Genomic DNA, 15,839 nt, shown 5'->3' on the forward strand with positions numbered 1-15,839 from the left:
AACGGATTTTTCCGCATCGGAAGGGTCCATCCGCGCAACGCTTTGTGACACTTGGGGGGCTGGCCCAAAATGGCTGATCCGGGTTAACCAGAGGACAGGGTCGGCAACCAAGAGCCAAAAGGTGTTGGTCGCCATGAATACAGTCGCTTCACAGTGGGAAACCGCTGATTCTCGCCGCCAGCGCTACACGCGCGAAGCGCTCGAACGCCTCCTCGTCCGCGAGGATCAATTGCACCATGGCCGCGCCACGGATGTGCTGCGGCAGGTGACGCTCCGCGATACCAGCTACGCCACCCGCGTGGGGCTGCTGGCAGGCGAACGCGTCCGGGTGCAGCGCATTGCCAGCGCAATGGCCGCAGGCGGCGCGCTGGTGGCGGTGCTGATGATCGTCTTCGTCGTCATGGCTCACCTCCCCCTGATGGATCAGGCCCTGCTGATCACGGCCGCCGGACTTTCTGTCGCGATGTTCCGGCTGGTCGTGCAACCGGGGCGGCCCGTGCTGGGCACGCAGATGGTGCTGCAACTGCTGATGACCCTGTTCCTCATCATCGGCCTTGGTGCGCAGCCCTTCGGTGCCGCCGTCGCCCTGCTGGGCTGGGCGGCCGCACTGGGCCGGGGCTGGGTGGAAACCCGCACCCGCGCCATCGACATCGCCGAAATGGAACTGGCGATGAAAGTGCGCGGCGCAGACGCCAGCCGGGCCGACGCCCTCAGGCGGCAAGCCGCCCGCATCTGAAGCCACCATGGTTGAACAAAGGCCGGTCACCGTCCCTCACGGTGGCCGGCCTTTTCCGTTGTGCGGTGGAGGTTGGCGGTAAACGGAAGGTTTTGAAGGGGCTCTGCCCCTTCACCCCGGCAGGGGCGTGACGCCCCTGCACCCCCCCGACATTTAGCCCCTCCTCCTTTAGGGGAGGGGTTGGGGTGGGGGGCTCGACGGCTTGGTGCGAGGGTGGAAATTATTGCCTGCGGCGCTTTGAGGGCTGCCCACCCGTCACCCCGGACTTGATCCGGGGTCCAGCTTTCCACCCGCAACGTTGTCGAAGACCAGCTGGACCCCGGATCAAGTCCGGGGTGACGGGTGTAGGGGTGTTGGTGGGTTTACTTAGGGGCCTTCGACAGGCTCAGGCTGAGCGGGTGGGGAGGTCGGGGGGCTGGGAGGTTGGTTGGTCAGGCCCGGCGGTGACACCCCCTCTCCATCTCTCCCCCTTGCAGGGGGAGAGAGCCGTGTAGCGCCGCAGGCAATTGAATCTGGTCACCCGCACGGCGCTGGAGCTGGGGCGCAACGCAAAGTTAGAGGGTGCAGGGAAATCATTTCCCTGCTGGGTGCAGGGCAAAGCCCTGCCCGCCGGAGGCAAAAAATCTCACTGCGCGGCGCACACCCCCGCCGCTCGCTCAGATCACCCCTTCCCGCCCAAGCTCGGCGATTTCCCCGTCAGACAGCCCCAGCAGCTCGTTGTAGATGGCGTGGTTGTGCGCACCCAGGTCCGGCCCGGCCCAGTTCACCTTGCCGGGTGTGGCAGAGAGTTTCGGCACCACATTCTGCATCACAAGATTGGCGAACTCCGGGTGGGCCACTTTCACCAGCGCTTCGCGCGCGGCGAAGTGGGGGTCTGTCAGCATGTCGGGGGCTTTGTAGATTTTGCCCGCGGGCACAGCGTGGTCGTTCATCAGCGCCAGCACGTCGGCGGCCTTTTGCGGGCGGGTCCAGTCGGCGATCAGCGCGTCCAGTTCGGCCTGCCGCTCGCCGCGGGCGCGGTGCCCGGCATAGCGCGGATCGCTGGCGAGGTCGGGGCGGCCCATCGCCCGGCAGAGACGGGCGAACACGCTGTCCTGATTGGCACCGATCAGGATGTCGGCGTCGGCGCAGGGGTAGGCGTTGGAGGGGGCGAGGCCGGGCAGGATCGAGCCGGTTCGTTCGCGCACATGCCCGGCCTCGGTATATTCGGGCACGGTCGATTCCATCATCGCCAGCACGGCTTCATAGATGGCGGAATCCACCACCTGCCCCTCGCCGGTGCGGTGCCGGTGGTGCAGCGCCATGATCGCGCCAAGGCAGGCGAAGGTGGCGGCCAGCGAATCGCCAATGGAAAGCCCCACGCGGCTGGGCGGGGCGGACGGATCGCCCGCCAGATTGCGGATTCCGCCCATCGCCTCGCCGATGGAGCCATAACCCGCGCGGGGGGCGTAAGGCCCCGTCTGCCCATAGCCGGAGACGCGGATCATGATGAGGCCGGGGTTTTCCGCGCTGAGTTCGGGGTAACCGAGGTTCCATTTCTCCAGCGTGCCGGGGCGGAAATTCTCCAGCAGAAAATCGGATCGGCGCACCAGCCGCTTCAGCAGTTCCTGCCCGCGCTCGTCGCGCAGATTCAGTGTGATGGTCTTTTTATTGCGGCCCAGCACCGGGAACCACACGGGCTTGCCATTGCCCCAATGGCGCATTGGATCGCCCTCGGTCGCATCGCCGGGCTGACGCGGCGGCTCCACCTTGATCACCTCGCAGCCATGATCGGCCATCAGCTGGCCGCAGAAGGGGCCGGCAATCAGCTGCCCCATCTCGATCAGCCGCAATCCATCCAGTGCGCCCTGTGCCATTGTCCGGCCTCTAGTCCTTCGTGCTTGCTATCGTCATCTTTGCGGCCATATCCCCGCTCATGCAATCGCAACGGAGGGGCAGGCGCGGATGACCGGTCAGGTCGAAATCGTCGAAGTGGGCGCGCGGGACGGCCTGCAGAACGAACGCGAGGTGATCGCGACAGACGGCAAGCTGGGGCTGATCGATCGGCTGCTGGCGGCAGGCGTGCGCCGGATCGAGGTGGCGAGCTTCGTGAACCCCGCCCGCGTGCCGCAAATGGCGGACGGCGAGGCGGTCATTCAGGCCCTGCCTGACCGGCCGGACGTCAGCTACATCGGCCTCTGCCTGAACAAGCGCGGCGTGCTGCGCGCGCTCGCCACCCGCGAAGGCGGCCGGCGTGGCGTGGACGAAGCAGGCTGCGTGCTGGTCGCCTCCAACAGTTTCGGGATGCGCAATCAGGGCCAGACGATTGAGGAGGGCCTGCGCGAAAACCGCGAGATGCTGCGGCTGGCGCGCGACGGCGGGCTGCTGCCGCAAGTGACGATTTCGGCTGCCTTCGGCTGCCCGTTCGAAGGCCATGTGCCGCCCGAAACCGTGATCCGGCTGGCGGCGGAGATGGCGGAAGCGGGCGCGGTGGAAATCGCGCTGGCCGACACCATCGGAGTCGCCGTTCCCGCACAGGTGGAGGAGCTGTTCGCCCGCGTGGCCGAAGCCGCCCCCGCTATCCGCCTGCGCGCGCATTTCCACAACACGCGCGGCACCGGAATCGCCAACGCATGGGCCGCCTTCCGATCCGGGGTGGACGTGCTGGATTCCAGCCTCGGCGGGCTGGGCGGCTGCCCCTTCGCCCCGCGCGCCACCGGCAACATCTCCACCGAAGAACTGGTCTATCTGATGGACCGCTCCGGCGTGGCGACCGGGCTGGATCTGGAGGCGCTGATCGAGGTGAACCACTGGTTCGAACCTGTTTTGGGGCGGGCGATGCCATCGCTGGTGGCACGGGCGGGGAACTGGACCGGGGCTGCGACGGCGGGTTGAGTGTGCGAGATACGAAGGGGCTCTGCCCCTTCACCCCGGCAGGGGCGTGACGCCCCTGCACCCCCAGGACTTTTTAGCCCCTCCTCCTTTCGGGGAGGGTTGGGGTGGGGGCTCGACACTTGGTGCGAGGCTGGGAGTTTTAGTGCCTGCGGCGCTTTGGAGCGATTTCCCCTTATCCCTCCCCCCGCTCAGGCTGAGCTTGTCGAAGCCCCATGTGGCATGACCCCGCGCTCAGCCATTGCGCTTTCGCTTCGGGGGCTTCGACAAGCTCAGCCTGAGCGGGGGAGTGGGCTGGGGTGACGGTTGCGGGGGTGGGGATGTCAGTGGATCAGGCCAACCGGTGACACCCCCTCTCCAACTCTCCCCCTTGCAGGGGGAGAGAGCCGTGTAGCGCCACAGGCAATTGAATCTGGTCACCCGCACGGCGCTGGAGCTGGGGCGCAACGCAAAGTTAGAGGGTGCAGGGAAATCATTTCCCTGCCCGCCGGAGGCAAAAAAACTGCGAGATAAAATCCCCCGCTACGCGCCTCAAGCCGTCGTCGCGTACCCGCCATCCGCGGTCACGGTCGCGCCGCACAGATAGCCGGACGCCTTCGAGCCGAGGAACAGGGCCACGCCGGCCATGTCTTCGGCGCTGCCCCAGCGGGCCATGGGGGTGGTTTTCAGCGCGTTGTTGTTGATTTCGTCGGCGATGCCGGCGGTCATTTTGGAGGGGAAGTATCCCGGCGCGATGGCGTTCACCTGGATGTTTCGGGGCGCGAGGTTCTTGGCCATCATCCGCGTCAGGTGCAACACGCCTGCTTTGGAGGCGGCGTAGCTGTAGGTTTCGATGGGGCTGGTGTGCTGGCCGTCGATGGAGCCGATGTTGATGATTTTCGCATTGTCGGCAGGCGTGGCGGCGGCTTCCAGCAGCTTGATCAGCCGCTGGGAGAGGAAGAAGACGGACTTCAGGTTGATGTCCATGATCTTGTCCCAGCCGAGTTCGGGGAACTCATCGAACGGTGCGCCCCAGCTGGCACCTGCGTTGTTGAACAGCACGTCCACCTTGGGCGTGACGGCTTCCACCGCTTTGGCGAAGCGCTCGATTTCCGCCATCTGCGACAGGTCGGCCGGGATGGGGATGGCGGCGTCGCCCAGTTCGGCGGCGAGGGCTTCCACGTCTGAGGCCTTGCGGCTGCTGAGAATCACCTTCGCGCCATTTTCCACATAGGCCCGGGCGATCATTTCGCCGATGCCGCGGCTGCCGCCGGTGACGACGACGGTTTTCCCGGCGACGGAAAAGAGATCATTGATATTCAAAGACATGGATATTCCTTCAGACGGGTTCGCCAGCCGCGCGGGCGCGTTCCAGACGGGTGGATTCGGCGCGCGGCAGGTTGCGATAGACATAGGCGAAGCAGAGGAGCGGCAGCGGGGCCAGCAGCACGGTCGCCATCAGGGCGTGGCCCAGATCGCCCAGCAGTTCCGACAAACGCCCGGCCAGGAACGGCCCGAGGCCGAGGCCGATCACGGTGGTGCCAAGGAAGAAGGTGGCGGTGGCAGCCCCGCGCATGCGCGGCAGCACCAGATCCTGCGCGGTGGCCCCGGCAACCCCCACCCACAGCGATCCGAACAGGGAAACCATGAAGGCCCACAGGTAGAACAGCTCGATGGAGGTGGTGGTATATTGCAGCAGAATGAAGGGGATGGGCAGCAGCACGGTGGCGAAACCGATCAGGATGCGCCCGGCCGGGTTGGTCCGCTTCAGCGTGTCGGCGACTTTGCCGCCGGCGATGATGGAGAGGAAGCCGCCCAGCGCACCGCCGCCGCCAAGGAAGAAACCGGCGATGGCCTTGTCCACCCCGAATTCGCGGATGGCATAGGCAGGCCCCCAGAAGCCATGGGCATAGCCCGTCATCGAAACCATGCCGAAGCCAAGCACCATGAACAGGAAGCTGGGGGTGCCCCAGATCAGCGCATGGGTGGGCCGGTCGCGATGTTTCAGCGATTGCGACCAGGAAAACACCGCATAGCCAGCCAGCCCCAGCGCCAGCCATTGCGGCCAGTTGCCAGTGAAGTGCGACATGCCCGCGAAGAACAAAGCGGCCACGAACAGGCCGGTGAGGTTGGTGATCACCGCCTTGCGGCCATGGGTGGCGGCATGCAGGATGGTGAAGGGCGGCAGCACGCTGGAGAGTTCGTTCAGGAACTTGGGGAAGGGGTTCGGCTCCTGCGGCATGACGATGCCTTCAGAGAGGCCCCGGATCGGCTCTCGCAGGGTGGAAACCCACAGCGCCAGCAGCAGTCCCGGAATGCCCACCGCCATGAAGGCCGCCTGCCAGCCCACCAGCCCGAACGGCCCGCCATCGGGGAAGGCGGCGTTCCAGCGTTCCACCGTAAGGCCGCCGATGAACAGCGAAAGCCCGCCGCCGATGTAGATGCCCGAGGAATAGATGGAGAGCGCGGTGGCGCGCTGTTCCTTGGGGAAATAATCCGACAGCACCGAATAGGCGACCGGCGAGGCAGACGCCTCCCCCACGCCCACACCGATGCGCGCGGCGGCCAGCTGGGCGAAGTTCCCGGCAAGGCCGGACAGCGCCGTCATCGCAGACCAGAGCGTGAGGCCGATGGAGAGCAACCGCATGCGGTGCCACATATCCGCCAGCCGCCCCAACGGGATGCCGAACAGGGCGTAAAACACCCCGAACACCGTGCCATAGAGGAAGCCCAGCTCGGAATCGGAGACGCCCAGATGCGCTTTGATATCTTCCGCCAGGATCGCCATGATCTGCCGGTCGATGAAGTTCATCACATAGACGAGCACCAGAACGCCGAGCACGTACCAGCTGTAAGGTCCGCCGACGCGGGATTTCGCTTCGGCGATTTCGGCTTCCGTCGGCTGCATCGGCTCTCCCTTAATCTCTCCCGAAGGGGGGGCCTAGCAGGCGGCTTGCCCGTGCGAAACGGCAAAATTCGCAGGATTCAGGTTTCTGGCCCCTGTTTGATCCGGCCCTGTTTGATCCGGCACAGCTCGGCTATGGGGCGGGGATGACGCTGTATGATCATGTGCACAACCGCCGCGCCATCATAGACAGGCGGCGGCTGACGGAGGTGATGGCCCGCGCGCTGGCGGAGGCCCCCGCCGAAGGGCGACGGCTGGCCGTCGCCGCCGTGTTGAAGACGGCGCTGGAGGACGGCCGGGCGGAAATCCGCCGCCGCATTCACGCCACGCCGGGGCGCGGGCTGGAACTGGCCAGCGCGCAAAGCTTCCTGACGGACCAGATCCTGCGCCTCGCCTATGACGCGACCGTGGGCACGCTCTATGGCCGGGACAATCCCTCGGCCGCCGAGCGCGTCTGCCTTGTGGCGGTGGGCGGCTATGGCCGGGCGGAAATGGCCCCCTATTCCGATGTGGACATCATGTTCCTGTCCCCCATGCGGCAGACGGCGTGGGTGGAACAGGTGGTGGAGGCGATCCTCTATATCCTGTGGGATCTGGGCCTGAAGGTGGGGCACAGCACCCGCACTGTGGACGATATGATCCGCATGGCGAAGGGCGACCTCTCCGTGAAAACGGCGCTTCTGGAATCCCGCTATCTGTGGGGGGATCAGGCGCTCTATGATGAAGCCAGCCGCCGCTTTCAGGCGGAAATCGTCGCGGGCGAGGCGCGCACCTTCATCACCGAAAAGCTGGCCGAGCGCGACGAGCGGCACAGGCGCATGGGCGACAGCCGCTATATGGTGGAGCCGAACATCAAGGACGGCAAGGGGGGCCTGCGCGATCTGCAGACGCTGTTCTGGATCGGCAAATTCGCCTTTCAGGTGCAGACCGCGCACGAACTGGTGGAAAAGGGCCTGTTCACCCCGGCGGAGTATCGCCAGTTCCAGCGCGCGCAGAACCATCTGTGGGCGGTGCGCATCAGCCTGCACGATCTGGCGGGCCGCGCCGAGGAGCGGCTGACCTTCGACGTGCAGACGGAGCTGGCCGCGCGGATGAACTATGCCAACCGCCCCGGCATGTCGGCGGTGGAGCGCTTCATGCGGCATTATTTCCTCACCGCGCGCTCGGTGGGCAGCCTGACGGCCTTGTTCCTGACGCATCTGGAGGAACGCTTCGCCCGCAGCACCTGGATGCCGAAGCTGAAGCGGCGGCCGCGCCGCCTGAACGGTTTCCGGCTGGCCGGCGGACGGATCGAAGCGCCGACAGACGATTTCTTCGCCGAAGACCCGGTGCGGCTGATCGAGCTGTTCCAGCTCGCCGATCAGGAAGGGGTGGAAATCCACCCGATGACGATGCGGCAGGCCGCGCGCGACGAAGGGCTGATCACCGAGAAAATCCGGCAGGACAAGCGCGCCAACCAGCTGTTTCTGGAGGTGCTGACCTCTCCGCGTGACCCGGAAACGGTGCTGCGCTGGATGAACGAGGCGGGCGTGTTCGGCCGCTTCGTGCCCGATTTCGGCCGCGTCGTGGCGAAGATGCAGTATGACATGTACCACCATTATACGGTGGACGAGCACACCATCCGCGCCATCGGCCTGCTGTCGAAGATCGAGAAGGGCGCACTGACAGACGAGCATCCGCTCTCCACGGTGGTGATGCGCCAGATCGTTTCGCGCCGGGTGCTGTTCGTGGCGGTGCTGCTGCACGATATCGCCAAGGGGCGCGGCGGCGATCATTCGGTTCTGGGCGAGGAAGTGGCGCGCAAGCTCTGTCCGCGGCTGGGGCTGTCCACCGCGGAAACCGATACGGTGGCGTGGCTGGTCAGGCAGCATCTGCTGATGTCCGCCACGGCCTTCAAGCGCGACCTTTCGGACTTCAAGACCATCCTCGATTTCGTGGAGGCGGTCGCCTCGTCGGAACGGTTGCGGCTGCTGCTGGTGCTGACGGTGGTGGATATCCGCGCCGTGGGGCCGGGGGTGTGGAACGGCTGGAAGGCGCAGCTGCTCACCACGCTCTACAATTCGGCCGAGGAAGTGCTGCGGCTTGGCCACAAGCAGACGGGGCGGCGCGAACGGGTGGAGCAGCGGCAGAAGCGGCTGCAACAGGTGATGGGGTGGAGCGATACGGCTTTCGCCCCCTATGCCACCCGCTTTCCAGACAGTTACTGGCTGGCCGAACCCACCGACGTGCTGGCGGCGAACATGGCGCTGGTGGCCGATGCGGATGCGGCGAACCGGCCGATTACAATCCGATCGCAGCCGGATGCGGCGGGCACCACGCTCGTCACCGTCTATACGGCGGATCACCCGGGGCTGTTCTACCGGATCGCGGGCGGCATCGCGATGGGCGGGGCGACCATCGTGGACGCGCGAATCCACACCACGCGCGACGGCATGGCGCTGGACAACCTCACCATTCAGGACCCTGTCGGCGGCCCGTTCGACGAGCCGGACCGGCTGGCGCGCATGGAGGCGGCGATCCGCGATTCGCTGGGCGGCAAGGTACGTCTGGCAGACCGGCTGACGGCCAGGCCACTGCCCCGGCGGCGGCAGGAGGCGTTCCGCGTGGTGCCGCAGGCCTTCATCGAAAATGGCGCGTCCAACCGCTTCACCGTGGTGGAAGTGAATGCGCTGGACCGGCCCGCGCTGCTCTACGCGCTCACCTATGCGCTCTATGGTGCGAAGGTGACGATCCATTCCGCCCATGTCGCCACTTATGGCGAACGCGCGGTGGATACCTTCTATCTAACCGATCTCACCGGAGAAAAGATCGACAGTCCGGCACGGATGCGGGCGCTGGAGAAGCGGCTGCTGGAAGTGGCGGCGGCCCCGGGGCAGAAGGTGCCGGAGGCTGCGCAGCCCTGAATCGCGGACTAGACCGCAGCACGCGGGGGCCGGGCAAAGCCCGTCCTCTCCGCTTGGGGTCTCACAAAAGGCAGACCAAAAAAGGGCGGGCAAAAGCCCGCCCTTCGTCGGACTGGCCGGGGATAGAGATCCCCGGCTCAGCCGGCCGGGTTCCCGGCGAGTCTGTGGGCCAATGCTGCGCATTGGCCACAGCCGCCTTAGAACCGGTAGTTCACACCAACCATCACGCGGTCGCGGTTCACGCGAGCCTGCGCGGAGTCGACGTCCAGCGCATTGTCCAGCGCCGAGGAGCTGAAGCTGTTGAACTTCGTGTGGCGATATTCCACCCGAGCCGAAATGGCGTCGGTGATCGCCTGCTCCACGCCGCCGCCCAGCGACCAGCCGTCGCGGTTGGTGCTCACGCCGATGCCGTCAACGGCGTAAGAGAAGCGGCCGTTTTCCCAGCCGCCCTTGGCGTAGATCAGCGTGCGCGGGCCAGCCAGCACACCGGCGCGGGCCAGCAGGCCCAGCGCGCGGCCGCCGTCGAAGGTGGCGTCGCCGGAACGGACCTTGTTGGTGTCGCCCGTCAGGAAGGCTTCGGCGCCCAGCACGAACTGGTCGTTCAGCTTGTGATCGTAACCCAGTTGCGCGCCATAGGCGAAGCTGGAACCCGACATGCGGTCGCTGGTGGTTCCGCCTTCGCCGCCACGCAGGGTGAAGCGGTTGTTGTCGTGTTGCCAGCCGCCCTGAACGCCGACGTACGGCCCGTTGAACGGCTCAGCGGCAGACGCCTGTGTGCCCACGAACAGGGCGGAGGCACCGGCAATTGCGAGCGCGATTTTGGTGGCACGTGCCATGAGAGAAAACCTTTCTTGTTTATACCTTTGGCCAGCAGGCGAGGGAGGCCTGCGGACGCCGCGCCAAATAGGCCCCGGCGGTTGAAGCCTTCCTGAATCCCTTGTTTCGCTGGCGTTAATCTTCGGGGTCGGCCCCCGGCGAAGCCCCGGCCGGGATCGACGAACAGCGGCAGCCATCGGCAGATGGCGTCTGTCGATTTTTCGGCTTCGGCGCGGTGGTCGCGAACTCCGGCGGCAGCAGCACGCCATCGCCATTGGCATCGGCCGCCTTGAACTTCGCAATTCCGGCTGCGGCATACTCGCTGAACTGCAAAACGCCGTCCCCGTTCAGGTCCAGCTTGTCGAAATTGCGCCGCCGCTGATGCAGATATTCGGCCTGCGTAATGCGCCCGTCATCATCCCGATCTGCACGGGCAAAGCGCTGTTCTTCCTTGCTTTTCTTGCGTTTTGGTTCCGGTGTTTCCAGCAAGGGTTGCTCTGCCTCCGCGTCAGTTTCGGCAACCGGCGGCGGGGCCTCTGCCACAGCTGCATCTGCCCGGCCCCGGTCCGCCGAAAACCACAGCGCAGTCGACCCGGCAGCCAGCAGCAACGCACCCACAATTGCGGCAAATCGGCTCGACCGACGGGAGAGCATGGTTCGGACCCTTTGGTATGACAGCCTCTGAAACGGGCTGCGGCGACATCGCCTTTGGATCCGACCCCGGGCGCATGCCTAGCATGTGCAAGCGTTATGGCAAATGCGACGAGCGGTTTCTGAACGCAGCTTTCGCCATCACCCATTGCCGCCCGGGACTCGCGAGCCGGGCCAGCGGCTCGCCGCGTTGCAGCCGCCCCCAATCGTCCGCCGCCAGCCGGTCCAGCAGCAACAGCGGCAAGGGCAGCGGCCCAACAGGTGCCGCCGGAAAAGCGGGCGGCTCCAGCACCGACAACCGCGCCTCCGCCTGCCCCCAGCCGCCGCGCCACAATTGCGCCAGCGCCCAGCGCGTGCCCGCCAGCGCGGCATCCCGGCTTTCCGAATCGACCAGCGGCCGCCCCAGCACGGCCGTGGCCAGCGCCCGGAACAGCGGCGCCCCCCGCGCGGTGGCCATCGCCGCCGCATCCAGCCGCCCCTCGGTCAGCAGCGGTAGGAAGCCTTCCTCAATCCCCGAAAGCGCCGCCAGATCGACACCTCGCGGCCGCGCGTCATGCCGCAGCGCCCGCAACAAGGGCTGCGGCGGAGAAAGCCGCCCGGCCGACAATTGCTCCAACTGCTCCCGCCACCACGCCAGCCGGATTTCCGCCAGCATCGGCTCCCGCGCCTCCGCCACGACCCGCTGCTGCTCCAGATCATAGGCATGGATCGCCAACAACGCAGGCCGCGCCTCGGCAGCCGCCCACAGGCACGTCAACCAACGCTCCCGGTCCCGCGCTTTCAGGTCAGAGAGTAGGGCGTCATCCACGCAGTGATAGGCTTAAGTATGGCCCCCTTTCGGCCATGCGCTGCAATCGGTTTGTCAGCCCCGCCACACAACAGTCCGTGGCTGAGCCCGTCCAGTCGAGTGGCCTGCTGTTATCAGGCCATGTCTTAAGTGCATCTGAGATACTCCTAACATAGTCAGGCAGAATCTCGCCAGCTTCAGAACCCTCTCGATATGCTACGCAAATAGATTTTCCATCTTCTCCCGATGTGGTAGAGCAAATGGTCAATTGACCCTCGCTATACTCCCAGATGGATTTCCATATCTTTTGATTATAGAATCGCGAATCCCAGTCATCTGTAATTTCGGGAAAATTTGATAATTCATTTATCAGTCTTCTAAGTAGCTTTTTTTGACTCTCGTGCAATCGCAGTGACTCTAAATTTCTGAGCCATTCATTGGATGAGATGGGATCGGAGATTTCGTTCTTCCAGTTAATTTTTCTCTCTAATTCTGATTCTATGATACGTCTGACTTTCTTTGTATCAAAAAACCACTCTCCATATGCAATGTGTTCTGAGAGTTCGAGATGTAAATCATATTCTTTATACGCGTAATCTTCGATCAATAGAACCAACGCTGCACTACATCTATCTGAGGCACAGATTTTCTTTCTGCGGGACTCTGCATCAGAGCTCACGCCAACTTTGATGAAACCATGCTCATTCTGCATCACATACAGATGTGCAGGCCGACGCCTCATTCGCTCTACCGCGTCAGCTTCTTATACTGCAGCCGGTGCGGGCGTTCCGCTGCCGGGCCGAGGCGGCGCAGCTTGTCGGCTTCGTACATTTCGAAGTTTCCTTCGAACCATTCCACATGGCTGTCGCCTTCGAACGCCAGAATGTGGGTGGCAAGCCGATCGAGGAAGAAGCGGTCGTGGCTGATCACCACGGCGCAGCCGGCGAAATTCTCCAGCGCTTCTTCCAGCGCGCGCAGCGTTTCCACGTCAAGGTCGTTGGTGGGTTCGTCCAGCAGCAGCACATTGCCGCCCTCCTTCAGCATCTTCGCCATGTGCACGCGGTTGCGCTCACCGCCAGACAGCTGGCCCACCTTCTTTTGCTGGTCCGTGCCCTTGAAGCCGAACGCGCCCACATAGGCGCGGGAGGACACCTCCTGCTTGCCGAAGGCAAAACGCTCGTTCCCGCCGGAGACCTCCTCCCACACATTGCGGCCCGGATCGAGCGCGTCGCGGCTCTGGTCCACATAGCCCAGATGCACCGTCTCGCCGATCTTGATCGAGCCGCTGTCGGGCTGTTCCTGCCCCGTGATCATGCGGAACAGCGTGGTTTTCCCCGCGCCGTTCGGGCCGATCACCCCCACGATGCCGCCGGGCGGCAAGGTGAAGCTCAGGTCTTCGAACAGCAGCTTGTCGCCATAGGCCTTACTCAGGCCGGTCGCCTCGATCACCGTGCTGCCCAGCCGTTCCGGGTTGCGGATCAGGATTTCACGGTCGGAACTGCGGCGGCTGTCCTGCTTCGCCACTAGCTCGTCGAACGCCTTGATCCGCGCCTTGGATTTGGTCTGCCGCGCCTTCGGGCTGGAGCGAATCCAGTCCAGCTCCTGCGCGATCGCCTTGGAACGGCCTTCGTCCTCGCGCTTTTCCTGCTCCATCCGCTTGGCCTTGGCTTCCAGCCATGCGGAATAATTGCCTTCGAACGGAATGCCCTGCCCGTAATACAGCTCCAGCACCCAGTTCACGACATTATCAAGGAAGTAACGGTCGTGCGTCACGAGGATGACGTTGCCCTGATACTCCTTCAGATGCTGTTCCAGCCAGCTCACCGATTCGGCATCCAGGTGGTTGGTCGGTTCGTCCAGCAGCAGGATTTCCGGCTTTTCCAGCAGCAGGCGACACAGCGCGATGCGGCGCTTTTCCCCGCCGGAGAGATTCTCCACGCTCCAGTCGCCGGGCGGGCAGCGCAGCGCGTCCATGGCGATCTCCAGCTGATTGTCCAGCGTCCAGCCGTCCACCGCGTCGATCTTTTCCTGAAGGGTGCCCATTTCCTCCATCAGGGCGTCGAAATCGGTATCGTCCTTCGGATCGCCCATTTCGGCGGAGATGGCGTTGAAACGGTCAATCATGTCGGCGATGGGCCGCACGCCGTCCTTCACATTTTCCATCACCGTCTTGGTGGGGTCCAGCTGCGGCTCCTGCGCCAGATAGCCCACGCGCACACCTTCGCCGGGCCATGCCTCGCCCACGAACTCCTTGTCGATCCCCGCCATGATCTTCATCAGCGTGGATTTCCCCGAGCCGTTGATGCCGATGATGGCGATCTTGGCGTCCGGGTAGAATTGCAGGTTGATGTTGTTCAGGATCGGCTTGGCGACGCCGGGGAAGGTCTTGGTGAGACCCTTCATCACATAGGAAAATTGCTGGGCCACGGTGGTCCTTGGAATCTGTGGGTCGGAAGTTGGCCAGCGCCTTAGCGCATAGGGGCGTGGGCGGCAAACGGGGGGTTGGGTTCGAAGTCTCCGACGGGCAGTGGTTCTACCTCGCGCCTGCTTCGATTTAGGTCTGTGCGGCACCGGGAGGTGAGGCGATCAGTCGGCCTTTACGAGCAGATTTGAACTGGATGTTGAAATGGCAAAAAGCCCGGCCGCCGGATCGCGGAGCAGCGGCGCGGCGGCCGCTGTCGCCGACTCCAGCGAGGGGCGCGCATCAAATACCGCAGCACCACGGGTTGCAGCAGGGGTCGAGACGTAGACCAATTGTCGGGTATCTGCCCGCGCAGTGCCGATTGCTTCCGAGCCAATCGCCTTACCTGCATCCCCCATCAGCAAAAGCCACGAGGATGGCTGATCGATGATTCCGAGCAGAGTGAAGTGGGTATTAGGCGCATCCGCGAGGCACAAATCTTCTGCGGTGGTATGCAAGCGTGCGTGGACGACGGTGGCCGAGGCAGCGGCCTCCTCAAGGCTGTCGGACAAGGGTTTGCCCGATCCGAACCGTCGTGCGTCGATGCAACGCGCTGGCGCCTCGAGAGCGGCCGCGAAAGCCGGCGGTGCGATCTGGATCGCGGCCAAGTGCCGATCGATGCGTTTGGCCAAACCGGCACGGTCCAGGGTTGCCGAAGTCGCGCGAACCTTCACAATCCAAGGTCCGGACTGGGCGACCACCAGAGCGGTCGATTTGAACGGCCCCGCCTGCGGTGTGACGAAGATCTGGCGAAGCGCGTTAGGCGATGGACTGCCGAACGCAGTAATCTTCTCGACAGGACCCGCCTCGAAAATCTCCATGGGTATTTGGCTGGCGACGACCGGCATCGCCCGGTCGAACCAAAGGCGGGCATTTGGGGCGCTTGCCTTGAAAACATAGAAAGTCGTCGACATACATTCCCCAAGTGGCATGCCGTCTGACGTGAGTTTCGCCTGAATCCGACCGCAGGACAATCATTTTCCGTCCCGAGCGGCGTCGTCGGGCGCGCAAGGCGCTGAGACAGGGCAGATCGGCCCGCGAAGCCGCCGTGTTGTGCCCTGGTGGCGGTGTTTTTCAGCGCAGCGGACAGACCCATCCTGCCGTTTTCGTTCAGTTTGGGCGTGGATGGCGGTCATGCGCATAGCGGAGGCGCTCGCAATCGGCGGATGGCGGCGAGGATGGCGCGGACCATCGGACCGGTGACGGCCACCTCGGCCAGCTGGAAGGTGATGGCGCGGGCATGGCGGACGACACGTGCCCCGATCTTGATCAGCTTCAGTTGCAGGCTGGTCAACGACCAGTCGGCCATCGTCTCGGGCAACTCGATGCAGCGCAAGAAGATGGCCAGGTTGTAGGCCAGCGCATGCAGTTGCAGTCGCACCTCATTGTCGCGGAACTTCCGGCATGACAGCCGCGTCCAGTGGAAGGCATATTTACCTTCCTTGATGTGCTGCTCGGCGGTGCCGCGCTGGTTATAGAACCGCACCACCCAGTCGGGCTCCATCGGCAGGTTGGTGACGATGAAGCCGACACGCGGGAACAGTTCGCCCGGATGCCATTCGATCTTGGCGATCACCCGGCGTTCCTTGTCCCAGGATGCCGCCTGATACTCGAAGTCTTCGTAGAAGCGCTTGACCTTGGTCAGCGAAGGTCGCCCGACAGGGCGCGTCGGCCGATGCGCGATCTTCTCGCGCAGGACGTTGTTCGCAGGCAGCCGGATGGCGTAGAAG

General features: G+C 64.4%; 12 protein-coding genes and 1 pseudogene. 3 read left to right on the forward strand and 10 right to left on the reverse strand.

Annotated elements, in window-relative coordinates; translation table 11 throughout:
- Positions 1–133 precede the first annotated feature (133 nt).
- Positions 134–736, forward strand: a complete 603-nt coding sequence (locus FJQ54_RS13905) for a hypothetical protein (RefSeq protein ID WP_140929014.1) — start codon at positions 134–136, stop codon at positions 734–736.
- 656 nt (positions 737–1,392) lie between these two features.
- Here the strand turns inward: FJQ54_RS13905 and FJQ54_RS13910 are convergent.
- Entirely contained in the window at positions 1,393–2,592 is a 1,200-nt protein-coding gene (locus FJQ54_RS13910) for a CaiB/BaiF CoA transferase family protein (protein WP_140929015.1), read from the reverse strand.
- An 88-nt stretch (positions 2,593–2,680) separates the two neighbouring features.
- On the opposite strand from FJQ54_RS13910, the gene FJQ54_RS13915 reads away from it, so the two are divergent.
- A complete protein-coding gene (locus tag FJQ54_RS13915; protein WP_140929016.1) occupies positions 2,681–3,610 on the forward strand; it encodes a hydroxymethylglutaryl-CoA lyase in 930 nt (309 codons plus the stop codon).
- Between the two features lie 528 nt (positions 3,611–4,138).
- Here FJQ54_RS13915 and FJQ54_RS13920 read toward each other — a convergent pair.
- Together FJQ54_RS13920 and FJQ54_RS13925 are read right to left on the reverse strand one after the other, a co-directional pair.
- Positions 4,139–4,915, reverse strand: coding sequence for an SDR family oxidoreductase (locus tag FJQ54_RS13920; protein ID WP_181160175.1), 777 nt, complete (start codon positions 4,913–4,915; stop codon positions 4,139–4,141).
- A gap of 10 nt (positions 4,916–4,925) precedes the next feature.
- Complete coding sequence (locus tag FJQ54_RS13925) at positions 4,926–6,494, reverse strand: spinster family MFS transporter (protein ID WP_140929017.1); 1,569 nt, start codon at positions 6,492–6,494, stop codon at positions 4,926–4,928.
- A gap of 143 nt (positions 6,495–6,637) precedes the next feature.
- On the opposite strand from FJQ54_RS13925, the gene FJQ54_RS13930 reads away from it, so the two are divergent.
- Positions 6,638–9,394, forward strand: a complete 2,757-nt coding sequence (locus tag FJQ54_RS13930) for a [protein-PII] uridylyltransferase (protein WP_140929018.1) — start codon at positions 6,638–6,640, stop codon at positions 9,392–9,394.
- A 197-nt stretch (positions 9,395–9,591) separates the two neighbouring features.
- Here the strand turns inward: FJQ54_RS13930 and FJQ54_RS13935 are convergent, their stop codons facing one another.
- The 7 genes and pseudogenes from FJQ54_RS13935 to FJQ54_RS13965 form a co-directional block, all read right to left on the reverse strand.
- On the reverse strand, positions 9,592–10,230 hold the full coding sequence (locus tag FJQ54_RS13935; protein ID WP_181160176.1) for an outer membrane protein: 639 nt from the start codon (positions 10,228–10,230) through the stop codon (positions 9,592–9,594).
- A 115-nt stretch (positions 10,231–10,345) separates the two neighbouring features.
- On the reverse strand, positions 10,346–10,828 hold the full coding sequence (locus FJQ54_RS13940; protein ID WP_181160177.1) for an EF-hand domain-containing protein: 483 nt from the start codon (positions 10,826–10,828) through the stop codon (positions 10,346–10,348).
- A 130-nt stretch (positions 10,829–10,958) separates the two neighbouring features.
- On the reverse strand, positions 10,959–11,669 hold the full coding sequence (locus tag FJQ54_RS13945; protein WP_140929021.1) for a squalene/phytoene synthase family protein: 711 nt from the start codon (positions 11,667–11,669) through the stop codon (positions 10,959–10,961).
- On the reverse strand, positions 11,662–12,360 hold the full coding sequence (locus FJQ54_RS13950) for a hypothetical protein (RefSeq protein ID WP_181160178.1): 699 nt from the start codon (positions 12,358–12,360) through the stop codon (positions 11,662–11,664). Before FJQ54_RS13950 ends, FJQ54_RS13945 begins: the two co-directional genes overlap by 8 nt.
- Positions 12,361–12,395: 35 nt before the next feature.
- Entirely contained in the window at positions 12,396–14,075 is a 1,680-nt protein-coding gene (ettA, locus tag FJQ54_RS13955) for an energy-dependent translational throttle protein EttA (protein ID WP_140929023.1), read from the reverse strand.
- A 159-nt stretch (positions 14,076–14,234) separates the two neighbouring features.
- The gene (locus tag FJQ54_RS13960; protein WP_140929024.1) at positions 14,235–15,023 is read right to left on the reverse strand and encodes a hypothetical protein; all 789 of its coding nucleotides are present in this window, start codon (positions 15,021–15,023) and stop codon (positions 14,235–14,237) included.
- Positions 15,024–15,241: 218 nt separating this feature from the next.
- Positions 15,242–15,839: pseudogene (locus FJQ54_RS13965) on the reverse strand (IS1380-like element ISKpn23 family transposase); the annotation flags it as partial.

Source organism: Sandaracinobacter neustonicus (genome assembly GCF_006385875.1).
Classification (GTDB): Bacteria; Pseudomonadota; Alphaproteobacteria; order Sphingomonadales; family Sphingomonadaceae; genus Sandaracinobacteroides; species Sandaracinobacteroides neustonicus.